This is a genomic window from Rhodococcus sp. IEGM 1351, from assembly GCF_030056875.1.
Lineage (GTDB): Bacteria > Actinomycetota > Actinomycetes > Mycobacteriales > Mycobacteriaceae > Rhodococcus_F > Rhodococcus_F opacus.
Map to the genome: position 1 here is coordinate 47,883 of NZ_JASHKU010000021.1, position 20,254 is coordinate 68,136.

The following is a 20,254-nucleotide window of genomic DNA, read 5'->3' on the forward strand; positions in this document are numbered from 1 at the left end:
GCACGCGGTGCCACCGCGCCGCGCGCCGGTTCTGCCGCCCGGCCCGGACACCCCGGGCCGGCCGGCACCGCCCGCAGCAGACCCGGCCCACCCACTCCCGGCCGCGGGTTCCGTTCGCCCTTCCGAGCCGGCAGCGTCGGATGCCCCATCGTCAGTTGCGCCACACTCCTCGTCTGCGGTTCGAACACCAGAAAGTAGGCTCATCGATGAGTCAGCCATCTCGCACATCAGCCGATCCCGTCGGAGGCGGTTCAGTGGTCGCAGGCACCCCTCCGCCGCCCGGAGGTCGCGTCCGGCCCCAGCGCCGGTACTGGGTTCGGACCCTGGCCATGGCCGGTCCCGCATTCATCGCCGGAGCGTGGCAGTTCGGGCCCGGCAACCTCGCCAGTGCCGTCCAGGCCGGCAGCGAGTACAGCTACTCCCTGATCTGGGTGATCGCCGTCTCGACGATCTTCATGCTGGTCTACGCCGACATGAGCGTCCGCCTCGGCATCCGCACCCCCGTGTCCATGATCAGCTCGGTCAAGGACGTCCTGGGCCGACGCGTCGGCGTCTCCGCCGGCGTCGGAGTCTTCATCATCACCCTGTGTTTCTCCGTGGGCAACGCCGTCGGATCCGGCCTGGGACTGTCGATGGTCTTCGGCGGGTCCCCGATAGTGTGGTCCGCCGTCTGCACAGTCTTCGTCGGACTGATCCTGCTGTTCCGCAACGTCTATCGAACCGTCGAGCGCGTTCTGCTGGTGATCGTCGCCCTCCTCGCGGCCACCTTCGTCTTCAGCGCCGTCATCGCCCAGCCCGACTGGTTCCAGGCCGTGCACGGACTCGTCCCGAGCATCCCGCCGGGTGGACAACTGCTCGTCGTCGCCCTCGTCGGCACCAACTTCTCCCTCAACGCAGCTTTCTTCACTTCCTACGGCACCCACGAACGTAAGCGCACGGCAGCCGAATACCGGCAAACCACCATCGCCGACACCATCCCGGGCATCGTGGCACCCGGCATCATGACCTCGCTCGTGATCATCGTTGCCGCCGCCGTCCTCGGCCGGCAGAACACCGAAGCAACCACCCTCGCAGGGCTGGCCAAGATCTTCGAACCCATCGCCGGCCCGATCGGATCGACGATCTTCGCGCTCGGGCTCTCCGGGGCCGCGTTCTCCGCGATGGTCGCCAACGCCACCGCCGGAGGCACCATGCTCTCCGACGCGCTCGGAAAAGGACCGTCCCCCAGCACACCGACAGCCAAACGCACCAGCGCCGTGATCCTCGGCTTCGGACTCCTGATCACGATCCTGTTCACGAAATCCCCTGTCCAGCTGATCATCTTCGCCCAGGCGTTGACCGTGCTGATCGCACCGTTCCTCGGGCTCCTGCTCTTCGTGATGAGCAACAACCGTCAGCTGATGGGCAACCTCCGCAACACCTGGTGGAAGAACATCGTCGGCGCTCTGGGATTCCTCTCGATCCTGTCCCTGTCCGGCCTGCTGATCTACGAACTGCTCGGCTGACACCGACATGAAGCGGCACACTGCGCACCGCAGTGTGCCGCTCGACTGCTGCATCCCCCCCTGAGGCAACCCCGAGGAATCAGAAACCATGCCGCTCTTCGTCGTCGACTACACCTACTCAGCCCACACCGCCGCAGGCCGTGACACGTACCGATCGGCACACCGAGCATTTCTCTCCGAACTGGTCGACCGCCAGACAGTCATCGCCTGCGGTCCGTACGCCGATGACAGCGGTGCCTTCATCCTCGTCGAGTCCGATACGACCGACACGGTCGCACAGCTCTTCACGCACGATCCCTTCGTCATCCACGGCCTGGTACCGGACCATCGCATCGTCGAGTGGACGCCGGTGATGGGCCGTCTCTAGAACGACGATGAAGCAGGTCAGGATTCGGAATCGTATTGCTCAACCACCCACGAGCAGCGCGGAGGTCTGCACGAGTCCCGCGAGCCGCCAAAGGAAACCTAAATCGATGTGGGCACAACGACTCCCGATTTCTTATAGTCCGGTCGGGAATAGCTCAGCCGCCCTGGTCGGCATCACCGAGGGTTGCGGCGGCACCGCAGCCGTGGGAAACAGTGCGAGCGCTACTCGATCTTGCCTCGACGGACCAGCGACCTCGACCTGGGCCCCCGGCTAACCGCGTGAGCCGCTCGAATTAACTATTCACCGACGATTCGAGAGTTCGGATCGGGGTTATGCTCGCATTAACGCTGGAGAGGTGATGTGCATGACACCGCGATTGCGGACACCGAGGCACGGGATCGAGGTCGGCCGTGGCCGAATACGATCCAACGGCGACACAGCGTGAACTGACCCCGGATATCGCCACGGAGTTGGCCGCGGCGGGGTTCGACGATGCCCGGGAGGTCGGTCGGGGTGGCTTCGGCGTCGTCTACCGCTGCCTGCAGCCATCCCTCGACCGCACCGTCGCAGTGAAGGTTCTCACCGCCGATCTGGATCCGGACAACCTCGAGCGGTTCATTCGTGAGCAACGGGCTATGGGCCGGCTGTCCGGGCACCCGAACATCGCCAACATTCTGCAGGTCGGCGCCACCACCAGCGGGCAACCGTACATTGTGATGCACTACCACCCGCACGGTTCGCTGGCGACACGGATCCACCGCACGGGCCCGATCGAGTGGCGGGAGGCGGTTCGACTCGGTGTGAAGATCTCGGGCGCGCTCGAGACCGCGCACCGGATCGGCACCGTACATCGGGACGTCAAGCCCGCGAACATCCTGCTGACGGACTACGGGGAACCGCAGTTGACCGATTTCGGGATCGCACGCATCGCGGGTGGCTTCGAGACCTCGACGCGCGCGGTGGTCGGCTCACCGGCGTTCACCGCACCCGAGGTGCTCGGGGGCCGGCCCCCCACCCCGGCGTCGGACGTGTACGGCCTCGGAGCGACGCTGTTTTGCGCGATCACCGGGCATGCCGCGTTCGAGCGACGCAGCGGCGAGCAGGTGATGGCCCAATTCCTGCGGATCACCTCTCACCCGGTGCCGGAATTGCGTGGGGAGGACATACCCGCCGACGTATGTGCCGCGATCGAGAGGGCGATGTCCCGGGAGCCAGACGATCGTGCGTCGACTGCCGCCGAGTTCGGGGAGGAACTGCGCGAAGCCCAACTTCGCAACGGCCTGCCCGCCGACGAGATGGCCCTACCCACCGACCTCGGAACGCAGACCCAGGACGAACATCGCCGCGGCGCCTCGACCAGGACTGCGTCGGGCAGGTCCGGCCCGATGACGACGGCCGGCCGGAACGATGCAGCGACGACAGGGACGCCGCCCGCCCCCTCCACCCGATTCCGCCCGCCCACGCCGACCCGGCAACTGGTCGAGCGTAGACAACTCATCGACTCCCTACGCGCTGGACAGCGGCGCCGGTTGACGGTCATTCACGCGCCGGCCGGATTCGGCAAGAGCACCCTCGCCGCCCAATGGGGTGAAGTGCTGACAGAGGAGAGTGTGGCGGTCGCATGGCTGACGGTCGATCACGATGACAACAACGTGGTGTGGTTTCTCTCGCATCTGGTCGAGGCGATCAGACGGGTCCGCCCGACCCTGGCGCGCGACCTCGGGCAGGCGCTCGACGAGCACGGCGACGAGGCCGAGCAGTACGTCCTGTCTTCACTGATCAACGAGATCCACGCCCGCGGTGAGCGGGTGGCGATCGTGATCGACGACTGGCACCGGGTCACCGACGCCGGGACATGCGGAGCCATGGGATTCCTACTCGACAACGGCTGCCACCACCTCCAGGTCGTCGTGGCAAGCCGCACCCGGTCCGGCCTTCCGATGAGTAGAATGCGCGTGCGTGATGAACTCGTCGAAATCGACTACACAGCCTTACGTTTCGATGAGAATGAGACACGATCCTTCCTGGTCGACCTGGGCGGACTGGAGCTGGAGCAAGAGGATATCGCGGACCTGCGGGACTCGACCGACGGGTGGGTGGCGGCGCTGCAATTGGCGTACCTGTCACTGCGCGGACGCGACGACCCCACCGAACTGATCGGGCACATATCGGGTCGGCATCACGCCATCGGCGAGTTCCTCGCCGAGAACGTGCTCGACACGTTGGAACCGGAGATCCTCGATTTTCTGCTGGCGACGTCGGTTACCGAACGGATCAGCGGGAGCCTTGCGGGCGCGCTGGCGCACGTGTCACGCGGGCAGGCGCTACTCGAAATAATCGAGGAGCGGGATCTGTTCCTGCGACGGGTGGACGAGGACGGAGTGTGGTTCCGGTACAACCACGTGTTCGCCGAGTTCCTGCAACGACGACTCGAGCGTGATCAACCCGAGCGGATCGACGAACTTCACCGCACGGCATCGACCTGGTTCGCCGATCACGAGTTGCTCGGCGAGGCCGTCGATCACGCACTCATGGCTGGGGATCAGGTCCGGGCGGTCGAGCTCGTCGAGCGCGATGGGATGCACCTGATCGAGTACTCGCACATGACGACCCTCCTCGGGATGGTCGCGAAACTCCCTCCCGCGCTGACGGAGTCACGTCCGTGGTTGCAACTCGCCGTAGCCTGGGCCAATATCATGCTGCACCGGGCCGAACCTGCACAGAGAGCACTCGACCTCGTCGAATCAACGCTCGATCGTGTTCCCTCCACCGATGAGGTCGCCGATCTGAGAGTAGAGGTCGCCGTGATGCGGGGCGTTATTCGGTTCCGGGCGGACCGAATCGACGGCGCGGACGAGTTGGTCCAGGCATGCCTGCCGCGGCTGGACACGTTGCGGCCGTGGGTTGTGTCGAGCGCCGCGAACATGGCAACCTACCGCGCGACATACCAGTTCGATTTCGACGAAGCACGCCGATTGCAGGAATGGGCCTTCGCATTTCATGCGCGAACCAACGGTCCGTACCTGGTGATGCACGGGCACTGTTTCGCCGGCCTCGCCGCCTACGAGCAACTCGATGTCGCCGCGGCGGAAAGCAGCTTCCGGGCTGGCGTCCGTGTGGCAAGGAAGATGGGTGGTACGCACTCGGAGGCCGCGCGCCTGGCCGATTCTCTCCTCGGCGCGTTGTTGTACGAACAGGGCGAGATCGACGAAGCCGAACAGTTGCTCGACGAAGGCTATGAGCTTGGGGGCGAGGGCGGTCTCGTGGAGTTCAAGATCCCTCGGTATGTCCTCGGGGCGCGTATCAAGGCCCTGCGGGGCGACCGAATAGCGGCAGCGCAGCGACTCGATGAGGGGGCGAGGATCGCTGTGACACTGTCTCTTCCGCGATTGCGAGCAAACGTCGAGAATGAACGGATCAGGCTGGGGCTTCCCCTGAGCTCCGATATCGCGGTCTCGCCGCCCGCAGAATATTGCTCTCGTCGACGACCGGTGGACGGAATCGAGGCACTGACGGCGCAGGTCGAAGAGGCAACAGCCACCAGACGGCTGCTCGACGAGCATTCACCGGACCAGGCCGACCTCGCCTGCACATGGGCACAGGAGTGGACGAACCGACTCGAAGGCCGCGGCGCACACAGGCTGTTGATGCAGGCCAGAAGGTTACTCGTGGCCTGTTTGTCCGCCTCGGGCCGCGTCGACGAAGCCAAGGAACTGCTCACCTCGATCGCAGCACAATGCGCCGAGCTGGGCCTCGTACGTCATCTTCCCGATGGTGGACCACACATCGTCTCGCTCATCGCGGCGCTGCGGGACGATCAGGTCGCCGGGCGGTGGCGTAGAGACTGGGCATCGGTCCCTGCCACTTTCCTCGCGGACCTGGTGACTGCAGAGGCGCCGCACAGGATCTGATGAGTTACCGCCAGCGACGCGCTCTGGCCGCTACCCAGGCACGCTTCGGCAGGGAAGCGTTATCGCTGATCACGGCACGAGCCCTCACCGTGACATGTTGACTCCTGTTTGGGAACTGGACGGGGCACTGCCGATGGGATGGGGAGGCGGTCCCACCGGGCTGTGGCCTCGGACGCTGAGATGTGCGCGAAGGGTCGATCTTCGAGCGGATCGTGATGTTGGATGTTGCGGCGGTATCCGGCTCGTGACTTCAGCTGCGAATCTCCTCGAGGGCGCACAGCTTGTCGATAGGGTCTGGAACATGGTGACTCGTCACTTCTCGCGTGTCCGCAGTTGTTGACTCTGAAACGATCACGGATCCTCCTCGCCTAGGCGATACCTATCCGGTCCGGTGGGAGCGCTGGGCTGGATCTACTGCGAGCCGTCCGTGTTTGCTACGGATACGTCGCGCAGCCAGAAGGGCGGCCGACGATTCGACCGGCGCGTCGGGAACGACCAAGTAGATACGACGAACGTAGTAAAGCCTACAAACGCTCGTTCGTTGGATGAAACGTAGATCATAGTTCAGGTGGGCGCAAGAGTTGCGGACGCCGAACGCGCACCCGTCGGCGCCGATCGCGCCACATCGCCACGGGCCGTGACACGAACCCGGCGGCGCGCCCCCCTGTGAGGGTTGACACATCGGACTCTCCCGCTAATACTTACGAACGTCCGTACGTTTGTTGCACGGGAGAGGGACTTCGATCGGAGACGATCACACGCGGTGGCACCAGAAGAGTTCAGTCGAGACATCAACCCCACCTGAGCATTAACGATATCTGTCGATTCGTCTTACTGCGTCGATGAGACTGAGCTCCCGGGGCTCGACCGACGATTACACACCCGAATTTCACGCGCACCAGACAAACACCGATAACGCGGTCGACACCTAGCCACGCAAAGGGCACTACTGGTGCCGATGCAAGCCAGGCGGTGACCGGGCCGACAAACATTTCCACCCTAAGGAGTTCTCAGGTCATGTTGTTCGAGACATACAAATTGGGTCCACTCGAGCTGTCGAATCGAGTCGTCATGGCACCCATGACGCGGGTTCGCGCCTCCGAGACGGGACTGCCATCCCAGAGTGCCGCGCTCTACTACGCGCAACGCGCCAGCGCGGGGCTCATTGTGAGCGAGGGAATCTCGCCGTCGAAGCAGGGACAGTCCGAGCCGAACATTCCTGGTCTCTACAACGATGAGCAGGAGGCGGCCTGGCGCCCGATCACCCAGTCTGTTCACGATGCCGGCGGCCGGATCTTCGCCCAGCTCATGCACGGCGGCCGCGTGGGGCACCCGGAGATCAACGGAATGCAGCCGCTCGGAGCCTCGCCCATCGCCGCCCACGGCACCATCTTCAACTCCGGTGGTCGGCTCGCGTTCGTCACTCCCGTCGAGATGACCGTCGAGCAGATTCAAGAGCAGATCAACGTGTTTGTCGCGGCGGCCGAGCGCGCGATCGCTGCCGGCTTCGACGGCGTCGAGATCCACGGCGCCAACGGCTACCTGATCCAGCAGTTCCTGTCCGACAACAGCAATCAGCGCACCGACCAGTACGGCGGGTCGCACGAGAACCGGGTACGCTTCGCGGTCGAGGTCGCTACCGCCGTCAGTACCGCCATCGGCGCCGACCGGGTGGGGATCAGATTCTCGCCCGGCGGAAAGTTCCACGACATGAACGAAAGCGATCCCGAAGGCCTGTACACAACCCTTCTCAACGCCCTGAATCCGCTGGGATTGGCGTACCTTCACATCCTCGAGACTGCATCGGACGACGTCAACGACCGGATCCGGGAAATCTGGACCGGCCCGCTGATCGTGAACCCGGCAATTGTCGGAAGTGCAGACTTCGTCGACAAGGCGAATGCCGATCGATGGTTGGCACGCGGCGGCGACCTGATCGCATTCGGTCGGTACTTCATCTCCAATCCGGACTTGGTGCGTCGCCTGCGCGATGGTCTCGAACTGACCATGCCCGATCTCGACACCTTCTACTCGGGCGGCGACAAGGGTTACATCGACTACCCGGAGTGGTCGGACAGCGCCGTGGGCTGACACCCTTGGGCGGGCCGGGCCGGAGTTCCTCCGGCCCGGCCGGATTCCGGGTCTCGGCGAGTAGCTCGACTGAGGTGGTGAAATCGGCGCAACTGCTTCGGCGGCGTCGCGCTCGAACCCGTCCTCGGAACCGCTTCTTTCAGTGAAGTTGCTACGGTGCCCGACACTCGCTTACACTTACGAGTGTTTGTTCGCTTTAGCCTATGACCCTACCTGGCGGTTGGCAAAGATCCCCTGCCGGCCAACCATTTCAGGCCGAGTTTCAGCAGGTCTCGAAATCCGCGTCGGGACGTCCATGGCTCGGTGGGACCCGGAGGTTGGGGAATCGATGACGATGTACGCCGAGCTGGGCCGAATCCTCGACGTGCTTCGCTCTCAGCACGTGACCGACCGGGCGGCACGTCTTCGCGCCGCATCGGCGCTGGAGAGGGTCCTCCTCTCCGACGTCCACGCTAATCCGTGTGTTCACGCCGGTCTCACGGCCCGCGCGGATACCGCATGCCCTTCGGATCACGACCAGCCGTTGACCGGTCGCGAGCACGAGATATTGGGCATGATCGCCGATGGTGCGTCGAACGCCGAAATCGGTCGTGACCTGTACATTTCGAGGAACACGGTCCGGTTTCACGTCAGCAATATCCTGCGCAAGATGTCGGTGAACAATCGCACTGCGGCGGTCGGGAAGATGACAACCGGCACCGCCGCGCGCTGACACTTCTCCCCAGGTTGCCCCCGTCTCGGCACACCGAACGGCCGATATGCGTTCCGCCTCCCGACACACCGAAGCCCCCCAGCCGTGATTCGACCGGAGGACTTCCGTGGGTGGAAAGATTGAGCCGCAGCGAAAGATGCCTGCGGATGAGGCGATGACGGGAAAGTCAGTGCGCCTCGGCGTGAGTACCGACCCGGACATATCCGGCGAGGGTGGTGTCGTCGACCTCGGGCAGGTTGACGACGATGTTCTCGGGCGTGCGGGTGGTGAGCCAGATGAGTTCGTCGGTGGTGCTCATGTTGGCTTCGACGTGCGGCATGAAGGGTGGGACGAAGACGAAGTCCCCTTCGGACATGTCGATGTACTCGCTGAAGTTCTCGCCGAAGTAGATTCGCGCCTTGCCGGTGAGAACGTAGCCGCCGGTTTCGGCCTCACCGTGATGATGCGGCAGTGACCGATATCCGGGCTCGTTGAAGACCTTCCCGAACCAGATCTTCGTCGCCGGCGTGTGCTGGACGCTGACCCCGGAGACACGCACGGCACCACCGGATTGGCCCGTGTTCTGCGCTTCCTCTCCCTTGCGAGTTACTACCGGCTTGTCGTGCTCAGCCATGCTCGATTCCTTTCAAAGAACAAACGTTCGCCTGTAGGCGAGGGTACGAGCGCACCCTCGATCGCACAAGAGTGCGCGACGGTCACGCTCCGACGACTGCACGCGTCAGCGAAGCGGCTCGGGGCGCCGGCGGATCATGAAGCTGCTCCGGAAGGTCATCACGGCTTCGCCTCGCTGATTGAGAGCGCTGTAGGCGAAGGACCAGATGCCCTGGTCGGGCTTCTTCGTCGGGCGGGCGGCAATGAGCTCGGCTTCGGGATGCAGGGTGTCGCCGATGAGCACGGGACGCAAGGCGCGCACCTCGTCGAGGCCGAGCCAGGCGACGACGTTGTTGAAGTAGCCGGTCTGAGTCGCCAGCCCCAGGGCGAGCGAGAGCGTGAACGGCCCGTGCGCGATCCGCTGCCCGAACTGGGTGCCGGCGGCGTACTCCTCGTCGAGGTGCAGCGAGACGATGTCGCAGGTCAGGCCGGCCCACTGCACCAGGTGCGCATCGGTGACGGTCATACCGGGACCCCGGAGTACGTCCCCCAGGTCGAGGTCCTCCCACCAGCGATCAGGCTGCCCGATCACTCGTGTGGCAGTACTGACGTCGTTGATTGTCATCGAAACTCCTCATAGCGCCGGCGCCGCCGGCCGTGTTAACGTACGAGCGATTGTTCGTTTAACAGTACGGGCCACCAACCCGCTGGTCAATCATTTGGTCAAAGCCTTGCACCACGAAGTCTGGATGTGACGAAATGCCGCACACCACGAAATATCGCGCCGCGTCCGCGGCGGGTTCGGATACGGCCGAGTGGCCGAGGCGGCGACCGTCAGTCTCCCCCGGGAATTTGCGGGGAGCCTGTGTCGTCGCCGCACCGGCGGTGCCCTATCGAGTGAGGAAGTAATGCGACCCCTACGTTCTCTCCAGTTCGTGCCGGCTCATCGTGAGGGCTGGGCACAGAAAGCTGTGCGCGCCGGTGCCGACGCCGTGATCCTCGATCTCGAGGACTCGGTTCCCGAGCCGAGCAAGGCGGATGCCCGCGCAATGGCAGCCGAGACGATCGACGCCCTGCGCCGTGACCATCCGGATGTGACGGTGCTGGTGCGCCCGAACCCACTCGACACAGACCATTTCGGCCGAGATCTCGCGGCCGTGGTGCGCGCGGGACTCGACGGGTTGCTGTTGCCGAAGGTGTACGGAGCCCGTGAGGTCCTCGACTTCGCCGCGTTGCTCGAGCACTTCGAGATCGAGGCCGCCCTGATCCGTGGCAGCGTCGAGGTGATCCCCACTCTCGAAACCGCGAAGTCGCTGGTGAACTGCGAGTCGATCGCGGCGGCCCATCCTCGGGTCGCATCGCTGATGGTCGCGGCGGCTCGCGATGCCGATGTCTCGCGTGAGGTCGGTTTCGAGTGGACCGCCGAGGGCCTGGAAACCCTGCATTACCGCAGCAAGGCCGTGCTCGCCTGCCGCGCCGCCGGGTTGGCCCATCCGATCGTGGGACTGTGGCAGGAGATCTCCGACCTGGACGGGCTGCGCCGGTTCGCCGAAGGCAACCGGCGACTGGGCTTTACCGGGCAGGTGCTTATCCATCCCTCGCACATCGAGACGGTCAACGACGTCTATGCGCCGGACCCGAAAATCGTCGACCGCTTTCGCCGCATGATCGAGGCCTTCGAACAGGCCCAGGCGAACGGGCAAGCGGCGGCACTGTTCGAGGGCGAACACGTCGACATCGCCCACGTCAAGACCGCTCGCGGCGTGGTTGCCCTTGCCGAAACCATCCAGTCGCGCTGACCCCATCACCCGACCGACCGAACCCTTGAGGACCCTAAAATGAGTGGATTGTATTTCGAAGAACTCGAGCCGGAGCTCACCATCAAGCACGCGGTGACCCGTACAGTGACCGAAACGGACAACCTGCTGTTCACGACGCTCACGATGAACGTGCAGCCGCTGCACCTCGATGCCGAGTTCGCCAAGGACAGCATGTACGGCGAGCGCATCGTCAACAGCGTCTTCACCCTCGGCGTCGTCGTCGGTATTCCGGTGCAGGAAACGACTCTCGGAACGACGCTGGGCAACCTCGGGTTCGAGGAGATCGCCTTCCCCGCGCCGGTACTGATCGGCGACACCCTGCGCGTGGAAACCGAGATTCTGTCGCGCCGCGAGTCGAAGTCCCGCCCGGATACCGGCATCGTGCGCTTCGAGCACCGCGGTTTCAACCAGAACGACAAACTGGTCTGCCGCGTCCAGCGATCCGGTCTGATGCTCAAGAAGCCCGCCGAGGTCGCCGTCTCATGAAACTGGCCACGCTGCGTGTGGAGGGATCGACCGCCGCCGCACGGATCGACGGCGGAAACGCGGTGCTGATCGAGCCCTATCCCAGCCTCTCGGATCTGCTACGCGACCCGCACTGGCACCGCATCGCCACCGAGGCCTCCGGGCAGGTTGTCGACCTCGGTGCCGTGGAGTACGCCCCCGTGGTCACGCACCCGACGAAGATCGTGTGCGTGGGCCTGAACTATGCGAACCACATCGAGGAGATGGGACGCGAACTCCCCCGCTACCCGACCTTGTTTGCCAAGTTCCCCGAAGCGCTCATCGGCGCCTACGACGACATCCACGTCCCGGCCTACGCCGATCAGCAGGTCGACTGGGAAGGGGAGCTCGCCGTCGTCATCGGCAAGAAGGCGAGATCGGTGCAGGCCGCCGACGCCGGCGAGTACATCGCCGGCTTCGCGGTCGCCAACGATGTCACCATGCGCGACTACCAATATCGGACTCAACAGTGGCTGCAGGGCAAGACGTTCGAGGGAACGTGCCCGCTCGGTCCGACGCTGGTGACCCCGGACGAGTTTTCGCTCGGTGCCACCCTGAACACTCTCGTCGACGGTGCCACCGTCCAGTCGGACTTGACCGGCGACCTGGTGTTCACCCCGGCCCGGTTGATCGAGTACATCTCCCACATCGTCACCCTGCAGGCCGGGGACGTGATCTTGACCGGAACTCCCGGCGGGGTCGGCCACCCGACCGGAACGCATCTGTCTGACGGCCAGACACTCACCACGGAGATCACCGGCCTGGGCACGCTGCGCAACACCGTGTGCGTTGCCGCCCCGGTCCCGGTCGGCTGACCCCTCCGCGCTCCACAATCGAATACGGCACGGCCCAGCCCTTCCAGTCCGTCACGGACCGGAAGGGCTAGTGGCCGTTGCTTCGCGAGCGTCCTTCGAGCCCTGCGGCCCCAGATCGCGCACCTCGGTTCCCACCCCCAGTGTTCGCGCGACACCGAACCCCACGGCAGCGAGCACACGTGCGGTTACCCACCGACGCAACAGGGTTGGTGCGTCGACGATGAGGGCGCGTCACGTGCGGCACTGCCCTGTCGGCGTGCGACGGCCGCGAAATACCCAATCGTCCAGGTAGCGGCATGCCGTAGATCACCCGTTGACGGATGCTGTGCTCTACGCCACAATACAAACAAACGAGCAAACGTTCGTCTGTGTCTGGCAGAAGAAGGAAAATCCATGAACGCTCTGTCTTGTCGTCGCGCAGCCCTTGCCGGAGTTGCCCTCAGCGCAGTCCTCAGCGTCGCGGCATGCACGGCCAGTGCTCCGGCAGAATCGGGTGGCAGCTCAGGAGGTTCGACGAGCGACGGCGGCCAGGCCCTGCCGGTCGAGCAGCTCTGTGGTGACCAGCCACTCAAGATCGCGCACGTCGCCGGATTCGGCGCCAACTCGTGGCGCAAGATCACGCAGGCCGAACTCACCGACGAACTCTCCGCCTGCCCCAACGTGACCCTCGAGTACACCCAGGCCGACAACGATCTGCAGAAGTACATCACCGCGATCAATTCTTACACCGCACAGGGTTTCGATGCGATCGTCACGTACGACGACTTCGGCAGCCAGGCCCTCAGCGCCCTGAAGAACGCCCATGACGCCGGCGTGGTCGTCGTCCCCTACATCGCCGATCCCGGCGGTGAGGTCGGTGTCGACTACGACGGCTACGTCCAGTACAACTTCGACGTCGAGGGCGACACGATGGCCAAGTGGCTGGGCGGCCAGGTCCAGCCGGGCAGCAAACTGCTCTTCAGCGGTGGACTACCGGGCGGAAGCCCCTCGACGGTCGCCCTGTGGGACGGAATCAACGAGACCTCCAAGGAGCTCGGTGATCCCTTCACCCCGCTGACCAACGAGCCGCAGCCCTCGAGCTGGGACGCGGCATACGAACAGCGCGCCATGGCCGGCGCATTGACCAAGTACCCCGAGATCGACGCCCTGGCATCGGATTACGGTGTCGCATCGAAAGGTGGACTGCGCGCCTTCATCAACGCCGGTCGGCCGATCCCGCCGCTGGCCACCTCCGCTACCGACAACGAACTCGGGTGCATGTGGCTGCAGCACCACGAGGCCAACCCCGGCTTTCAGTTGTTGACCCTCGACGGCACCACGACCGTCGTACGCATCGCAGCCCGCAAGGCGCTCGCCGCACTCAACGGCCGGCCCGACAACGAGCCGGAGAACTTCGAACTGCCCACGTTCGTCGACACCCTGGGCGGCAAGCTCCCGACCTGCCGCGAGGATCTGCCGCCGGACGCCGACCTGTCCTCGGCGCTCTCGCCCGAGCAGCTCTCGGCCGTCTTCCAGTAGCGGCTGGGCGCCAGGGATATGGAGTGGTCAACTATGACTCAGCAAGACATTGTCGAGGATGTGATGTACGTGAGTGACGTACAGGTTCAGGAAAGTCCCGTTCACGAAGTGCCCGATCAGGACGTCGTTCTCCGGCTCGAAGCGGTGGACAAGAAGTACCCGGGCGTGCACGCAATCAAGAACGTCTCGCTGACGGTCCGGCGCGGCGAGGTTCATGCGCTGGTCGGCCAGAACGGCGCCGGCAAGTCCACGCTCGTCGGCATTGCGGCCGGTTCGATCACCGCCGATTCGGGGACGGTGGAGATCGGTGGCGTCGCCGCCGCCGACCCGTCCCCGGCGTGGTGCCGCGAACAGGGGTTGGCCATCGTCTACCAGGAACCAGCCCTCCTTCCGGACCTGACGGTCGCCGAGAACATGCGCCTGAGCATGCCCGAGGAACTACGCCCATCCGTCGGGGACCAGGTCAGCTGGGCAGAAGGCATCCTCGCGCGGTGGAGCAACGTGGCGTCGATCGATCCACGCACTCCGGTGCGCGAGTTGCAGCCGGACGCGCGGTTCGTCGTCGAAATCGCCAAGGCTCTGGCCGAGGAGCCGAAGGTCATCGTTCTCGACGAGCCCACCGAGCACCTCCTACCGCCTGCAGTCGCGGAGTTGTTCCGGCTGGTGTCGGAGCTGATCGCGGCCGGCGGTGCCGTCGTCTACATCTCGCACCGCCTCAACGAGGTCAAGCAGATCGCCCACACCGTATCGGTGCTGCGCGACGGCGCGCTGGTCGGCACGTTCACCGGCGCCGACGTCACCGAGCAGGACGTGGTCAACCTCGTCGTCGGCCGGGAACTCACGCGCGGTCACACGCGGGCCGACACCCGCTCGAGCCGGCTCGGTGACACCTTGCTACAGATCACCGACTTCTCCGGCGAGGGTTTCGACGACCTTCACCTGCAGGTACGCGCCGGCGAAATCGTCGGGTTCGCCGGTGTCGAGGGACAAGGCCAACGTGAGGTGCTCCGCGCGCTCGGCGGTCTGGTCAGCAACCACGGCACCGTCGAGATCGACGGCCGCCCGGTCAGGACGTCGAGCCCGACCACCGCACTGGCCGGTGGGATCGCCTATCTCCCCCACGACCGGCACAACGAGGGCATCCTGCCGGGACTGAGCCTTCGGGAGAACGCCTCGCTGGCCTCGCTGGGGCGGTTCACCCGCTTTGGTGCCCTCTCACGCCTGCGCGAGCGCAAGGCCACTTCCGAGACGTTCGCGTCGATGCGGGTCAAGGCTCCCTCCCCCGAGGTCGACATCACCACCCTCTCGGGCGGAAACCAGCAGAAGGTCGTGCTCAGCCGGGTGCTGATGACCGAGTCCACGGTGATTCTCGCCGATGAGCCCACCCAGGGTGTCGACATCGGTGCGCGGGAGGAGATCTACACCATCCTCCGAGAGGCGGCGGCGCGCGGGGCGGCGATCATCGTGCTCTCCTCGTCGGCGGCGGAACTCGAGCAGCTCTGTGACCGGGTCATCGTCTTCTCCCGGGGGAAGGCCGCGAAGGAGCTCGTCGGCGACGAACTGACCGAGCACGGCATCGCCCAGGCCGCGCTCAGCGCAACCGGTAGTCGTAGCCGGGTCGGTACGGCACTGCGGAAGGTCACGCTCGGCCGGAAGATCTCCCGCAGCGACCTGACGCCCGCCGCGATTCTCGCGCTCGCCACCGTGCTGCTGGCGATCGTCGCGATCCTCCAGAGCGAGTTCTACCTCACGTCACGCAACTTTGGTCTGATCCTGCCGCTGCTGGCCACCCTCGCGTTCTTCGCGATGGCACAGCAGGTGGTGATGATGATCGGGGGCATCGACCTGTCGGTGGGCCCACTGGCCGGTCTGCTCGTCGTTGTCGGCTCATTCGTGCTGTCGGCGTACAAGACACCCATCGGCATGATCATCGGCCTGGTCGTCCTCGCGATCGTCGCCGCGGTTGTCGGCCTGGTGAACTGGACACTGGCGGTCGTCGTCAAGATCAACCCGTTGATCGCAACACTGGTGACCTACACCGCGATCCAGGGCATCGCCTACCTCCTGCGTCCGCTGCCCGCGGGCAAGATCGATCCAGTCTTCACCTCGTACGCATCGACCAAGCTCGGATTCGTACCGATCATGCTGGTTGTGGCAATCGTCGTGGCGGTGCTTCTCGAAGTCGCCATGTACCGCACCATGTTCGGTGTCCGACTGCGAGCCACCGGATCCCAGCACGCCACGGCTGACCGCATCGGAGTCCGCACCAAGTGGATCACTCTGGCCGCCTACGTGAGCTGCTCGGTGCTGATCGTCCCGGCAGCCGTGCTGCTCATGGCGCAGGCCGGTACCGGCAACGCCAGTATCGGTGACAGCTACACCCTCGCCAGCATCGGTGCCGCGGTCCTCGGCGGCGCCTCCATCTTCGGCGGGCGCGGCTCGTTCATCGGAGCCTGCCTCGGCGCAGTGCTGGTGATCCAGATCAACACGGTCGTCCAGTTCATCGGGCTGCCGCTGTATTGGCAGCAGTGGCTTCTCGGCGGTCTGACCATCGCCGCGGCCGCCTTCTACTCGAAGTCCCGAACCCTCGCAGAGCGGAGCTGACCCGTGAGCGCAACACAAGAACAACAACTCCCCCAGAAGTCCGGGAACGAGTCCACCGGCGGTCGCCGTTGGACCCCGACCTGGAACGGCACCAGCTCGGTCATCGCGATCACTGTGGCACTGTTCCTGTTCAGCTGGCTGATCGCCCCCGGCAGCATCTCGGGCAGCGCTATCGACTCGCTACTGCCCTTCGCCGGAATCCTGGCGATCGCGGCGATCGGGCAGACCATCGTGGTCATGCTCAAGGGCATCGACCTGTCGCTGCCCGGCATGATGACCCTCGCCGCGCTGGTCAGCAGCCAGTACGCCCAGGATCACGGCAGTATCCTCGCCGCTCTGCTGGTCGTCGCCGCCATCGCCGTCGTCGTCGGACTGGTCAACGGCATCGTCGTCTCGGCATTCTCGGTGACCCCGCTGGTGGCCACTTTGGCAGTCAACGCCGTCCTGATGGGAGCCGCCCTCGCATACTCCGGAGGAACCCCGACCCGCGCACCGCAAAGTGTGTCCGACTTCGCTCTGGAAAAAACGGTCGGTGTTTCCAACACGGTGTGGCTTGCAGTGTTGCTGATGATCGTGACGGTATTCGCGACAGGGCGCACCGCCTGGGGGCGCCGGGTAGTCGCCGTCGGGTCCAACGAGCGGACCGCCCGCGCCGCGGGTGTGCGCACCTCCCGAGTCAAGATCAGCGGATACGTCGCCGCGGCACTGTGTTACAGCGGCGCCGGTGTCCTGCTGGCCGGGTACGTGAGCACACCGAACACCAATGCCGGCACCAGCTACCTCCTGCCGGCCATCGCAGCTGTGGTCGTCGGCGGCACCGCGCTGACCGGTGGTCGCGGCAACATCATCGGCACGGCGGTTGGGGCCCTGTTTCTGAGCCAGCTGACCCAGCTCGTGCTCTCCCTCGGAGCGCCCTCTTCCACACAGTTCCTCGTCCAGGCAGTGGTCATCGCCGTCGCGGTGGGAGCACAGCAACTGGACCTGCGTCACGTCATCCAACGTCTGACTCCCCGAAAGGAATCTGCATGACGAACATCGGTCAGCGACTGCACGAGAAGGTGGCCTTCGTGACCGGCGCCGCCCGCGGCCAAGGTCGATCGCACGCTCTCACCCTCGCGGACGAAGGCGCGGATCTCATCCTGCTCGACTCGGTACGCCCGATCGACCAGGTGAGCTACGCAATGCCTGACCACGCGGACCTGAAGGAAACCGCACGCCTGGTGGAGGAGCGGGGCCGCAGGGTGGTGATGATCGAAGCCGACGTCCGTGACGAGTCGATCATCGCCGCGGTCGCCGAGGCCGCCGCCGAACTCGGTCGACTCGACATCGTCGTCGCCAACGCGGGCGTACTCGGAGCAGCCAAGCCCTCCTGGGAGCTGACCCGTGCCGAATGGGACACCCTGATCGACATCAACCTCACAGGCGTCTGGCAGACGATGAAGGCGGCGCTGCCGCACATCATCGCCGGCGGCCGAGGCGGGTCGATCATCGCGATCAGTTCCATCGCGGGCATTCGCGGAGTGCCGCACGTGGCGCACTACAGCGCCGCCAAGCACGCGCTGGTCGGACTGGTCGGCTCGGTCGCGAACGAGGTTGCTCCGCACAGCATCCGGGTGAATACCGTGCATCCGACCAATGTCCGCACGGACATGATCGACAATCCGACGGCGGCGAAGATCTTCCGGCCCGACCTCGAGAACCCGACCCTCGACGACGGGATCGACGTTCTCGGGCGGATCAACCTGCTGCCGGTGCCATGGGTGGACTCTGCCGACATCTCCGAGGCCGTCCTGTGGCTGGCCAGCGACGAGTCGCGTTATGTGACCGGCACCGCGCTGCCCGTCGATGCCGGAATGCTCGCGAAGTACCCCGGCTGACAACCCCTACTCCCCTTCAACCGACCCCAACAGAGAAGGAAAATCAATGACAGTCAATGGTGGACCGGTCCGCACGATCGCACTGATCGGACGCAAGCCGGGTATGTCGTTCGCCCAGTTCGACGAGTACTGGCGTGAGAAGCACGCCCCGCTCGCCGCGCAGGTGCCCGGTGTGATCCGCTACGTGCAGCGGCACGTCGTTCCGCAAGAAGGTGCCACCGAACCCGACAACGGATTCGGCATCGACGGTCTCGCCGTCCTCGATTACGAGAGCGCCGAGGCGATGGAGGCCGGTTGGGCGTCCGAGGCCGGCCAGGCAGCCCTCGCGGACGTCGAGAACTTCATCGGCAAGCACTACGTAGTGGTCCTCGAGGACCACGTCGTGGTCGACGACGCCTGAACCCTCGGCGTCACCTCAAAGAATGACAATGAGTTAAGGATCCCGTCATGGATGTGGGCGTAGTTTATTTCTTCACCGATCAGGGTCCGGACCCCGTGGAGTTCGGGCAGGCCGCGGAAGGGTACGGATTCGAGTCCCTGTTCGTGCCCGAGCACACGCATTTTCCGGTATCCCGGAAAACCGACTACCCGATCCCCTACGGGGGACCCGGACTACCCGAGTTCTACCTACGCACCTACGACCAGATCGTCACGATGTCGATGATCGCTGCACATACGCAGACGATCATGCTCGGCACCGGTATCTGCCTTCTGGCCCAACATGATCCGATCGCGAAGGCCAAGCAGATCGCCACCCTCGACCACCTATCCGGCGGACGCGTCATCTGCGGTGTCGGAATGGGGTGGAACGTCGAGGAAGCGGAAGCGCACGGCGTCGTGTGGAAGCAGCGCTACTCCACCGTGCGGGACAAACTCAAAGTCATGCAGGCACTGTGGACCGAGGAGGTGGCGAGCTTCGACGGCCCCCGTGCGTCGCTCGCCCCCTCGTGGGCCTGGCCGAAGCCCGCGCAGCCGAACGGCCCGCGCACCTACCTCGGCGGCGCCGGTCCCACCACGATGCGGCATGCCGCCGAGTGGGCCGACGCTTGGTACGTCGTGCCCTCCGCGGAAGATCCGAGTCTGTCGAAGACGGTGCCCGAGTTTCGCAGAGTCGTGGAGGAGTCCGGCCGCGACCCCGAGTCGGTCGGCATCGCGGTGGCCTCGGCGCCACCGGATCCCGCACTGCTCGAGAGCTATCGAGAATTGGGGATCGAACGGGCGGTGCTGTGGGTCGACCCGGCAGACAACCCGGGCGAGGGCATGCGCAACCTCGAGACTATCTCCAAGGTTCTCGCACAGATCTCCTGACCAAAATTTCCCAGAAATCAACCCTCACAGGAGGACCCGTTATCATGAACGCTACTACCGCGGATGTGAGCGTCACCGAGCTCGCCGAGCGACTGACACGACTCGAGGACGTCCGCGCAATCGAACAGCTCAAGTATCGCTACGCCGGCTTCTGCGACAACGGCTACGACCCGCAAGGCATCGCCAGTCTCTTCGTCGAAGACGGCCGGTGGGTCGTGGACGGCGAGGGTGGGTCCATGACCGGCCACGAGGAGATCAAGGCGCACTTCCGGGCGTTGTCGGACAAGATCACCTGGGCTCTGCACTACATGATCGCCCCACGTGTGGAACTCGCCGACGACGGCCAGAGCGCAGTTGGATACTTCTACCTGCTGTGCCTGTGCACCATCGAGAACAGTCGGGACGCCACCGAGAAGGACCCGGTCATCCTGACCATCAACTACACCGATCAGTTCGTAAAGCGCGACGGCACCTGGTACTTCCAGGAACTGCGCGGACGCACACACCAGGTGTCCAACTGGGATCAGGGTTGGGTCAAGCAGCCGTTCCGCGACTGAGCCACATACCCCATCGCGGGTGGGCAGGGTAGCAAGGAGCTCAATTCTGTTCCGCCATTTCATATTCAGGGGAG

17 protein-coding genes are annotated in these 20,254 nt (G+C 64.8%); 15 read left to right on the top strand and 2 right to left on the bottom strand.

Features of this window, described 5'->3' with window-relative positions; all coding sequences use genetic code 11:
- Positions 1-329 precede the first annotated feature (329 nt).
- From QM806_RS30035 to QM806_RS30055, 5 genes are all read left to right on the top strand, one after another.
- A complete protein-coding gene (locus QM806_RS30035; protein ID WP_182624702.1) occupies positions 330-1,505 on the top strand; it encodes an Nramp family divalent metal transporter in 1,176 nt (391 codons plus the stop codon).
- Between the two features lie 88 nt (positions 1,506-1,593).
- Positions 1,594-1,872, top strand: coding sequence for a YciI family protein (locus tag QM806_RS30040; RefSeq protein ID WP_283293814.1), 279 nt, complete (start codon positions 1,594-1,596; stop codon positions 1,870-1,872).
- Between the two features lie 410 nt (positions 1,873-2,282).
- A complete protein-coding gene (locus QM806_RS30045; protein ID WP_283293817.1) occupies positions 2,283-5,783 on the top strand; it encodes a serine/threonine-protein kinase in 3,501 nt (1,166 codons plus the stop codon).
- Between the two features lie 1,017 nt (positions 5,784-6,800).
- Positions 6,801-7,874: an alkene reductase gene (locus tag QM806_RS30050; RefSeq protein WP_005565823.1), complete on the top strand. Its 1,074-nt coding sequence runs from the start codon at positions 6,801-6,803 to the stop codon at positions 7,872-7,874.
- A gap of 328 nt (positions 7,875-8,202) precedes the next feature.
- Positions 8,203-8,586, top strand: a complete 384-nt coding sequence (locus tag QM806_RS30055) for a helix-turn-helix transcriptional regulator (protein ID WP_100229352.1) — start codon at positions 8,203-8,205, stop codon at positions 8,584-8,586.
- A 166-nt stretch (positions 8,587-8,752) separates the two neighbouring features.
- On the opposite strand, the gene QM806_RS30060 is transcribed toward QM806_RS30055, so the two are convergent.
- Positions 8,753-9,199 carry a cupin domain-containing protein gene (locus tag QM806_RS30060; RefSeq protein ID WP_005565825.1) on the bottom strand — a complete coding sequence of 149 codons (447 nt, stop codon included), beginning with the start codon at positions 9,197-9,199 and terminating at the stop codon, positions 8,753-8,755.
- Between the two features lie 105 nt (positions 9,200-9,304).
- On the bottom strand, positions 9,305-9,802 hold the full coding sequence (locus QM806_RS30065; RefSeq protein ID WP_052023967.1) for a MaoC/PaaZ C-terminal domain-containing protein: 498 nt from the start codon (positions 9,800-9,802) through the stop codon (positions 9,305-9,307).
- A 283-nt stretch (positions 9,803-10,085) separates the two neighbouring features.
- Between QM806_RS30065 and QM806_RS30070 the strand changes: the two genes are divergently transcribed.
- From QM806_RS30070 to QM806_RS30115, 10 genes are all read left to right on the top strand, one after another.
- A complete protein-coding gene (locus QM806_RS30070; RefSeq protein ID WP_043789338.1) occupies positions 10,086-10,976 on the top strand; it encodes an HpcH/HpaI aldolase/citrate lyase family protein in 891 nt (296 codons plus the stop codon).
- 39 nt (positions 10,977-11,015) lie between these two features.
- Positions 11,016-11,483, top strand: a complete 468-nt coding sequence (locus tag QM806_RS30075) for a MaoC family dehydratase (protein WP_005565830.1) — start codon at positions 11,016-11,018, stop codon at positions 11,481-11,483.
- Entirely contained in the window at positions 11,480-12,316 is an 837-nt protein-coding gene (locus tag QM806_RS30080) for a fumarylacetoacetate hydrolase family protein (protein WP_005565832.1), read from the top strand. The genes QM806_RS30075 and QM806_RS30080 overlap by 4 nt, the downstream gene beginning before the upstream one ends.
- Positions 12,317-12,709: 393 nt before the next feature.
- Positions 12,710-13,834 carry a substrate-binding domain-containing protein gene (locus QM806_RS30085; protein ID WP_005565836.1) on the top strand — a complete coding sequence of 375 codons (1,125 nt, stop codon included), beginning with the start codon at positions 12,710-12,712 and terminating at the stop codon, positions 13,832-13,834.
- 63 nt (positions 13,835-13,897) lie between these two features.
- A complete protein-coding gene (locus QM806_RS30090; RefSeq protein ID WP_005565839.1) occupies positions 13,898-16,438 on the top strand; it encodes an ATP-binding cassette domain-containing protein in 2,541 nt (846 codons plus the stop codon).
- Between the two features lie 3 nt (positions 16,439-16,441).
- On the top strand, positions 16,442-17,467 hold the full coding sequence (locus tag QM806_RS30095) for an ABC transporter permease (RefSeq protein ID WP_005565840.1): 1,026 nt from the start codon (positions 16,442-16,444) through the stop codon (positions 17,465-17,467).
- A complete protein-coding gene (locus QM806_RS30100; protein ID WP_005565841.1) occupies positions 17,464-18,315 on the top strand; it encodes a mycofactocin-coupled SDR family oxidoreductase in 852 nt (283 codons plus the stop codon). The genes QM806_RS30095 and QM806_RS30100 overlap by 4 nt, the downstream gene beginning before the upstream one ends.
- A 46-nt stretch (positions 18,316-18,361) precedes the next feature.
- A complete protein-coding gene (locus QM806_RS30105; protein WP_005565844.1) occupies positions 18,362-18,715 on the top strand; it encodes an EthD family reductase in 354 nt (117 codons plus the stop codon).
- 47 nt (positions 18,716-18,762) lie between these two features.
- Positions 18,763-19,623, top strand: coding sequence for an LLM class F420-dependent oxidoreductase (locus tag QM806_RS30110; RefSeq protein ID WP_005565846.1), 861 nt, complete (start codon positions 18,763-18,765; stop codon positions 19,621-19,623).
- A gap of 44 nt (positions 19,624-19,667) precedes the next feature.
- Positions 19,668-20,180: a nuclear transport factor 2 family protein gene (locus QM806_RS30115; RefSeq protein ID WP_169694588.1), complete on the top strand. Its 513-nt coding sequence runs from the start codon at positions 19,668-19,670 to the stop codon at positions 20,178-20,180.
- The last annotated feature ends 74 nt before the right edge of the window (positions 20,181-20,254 follow it).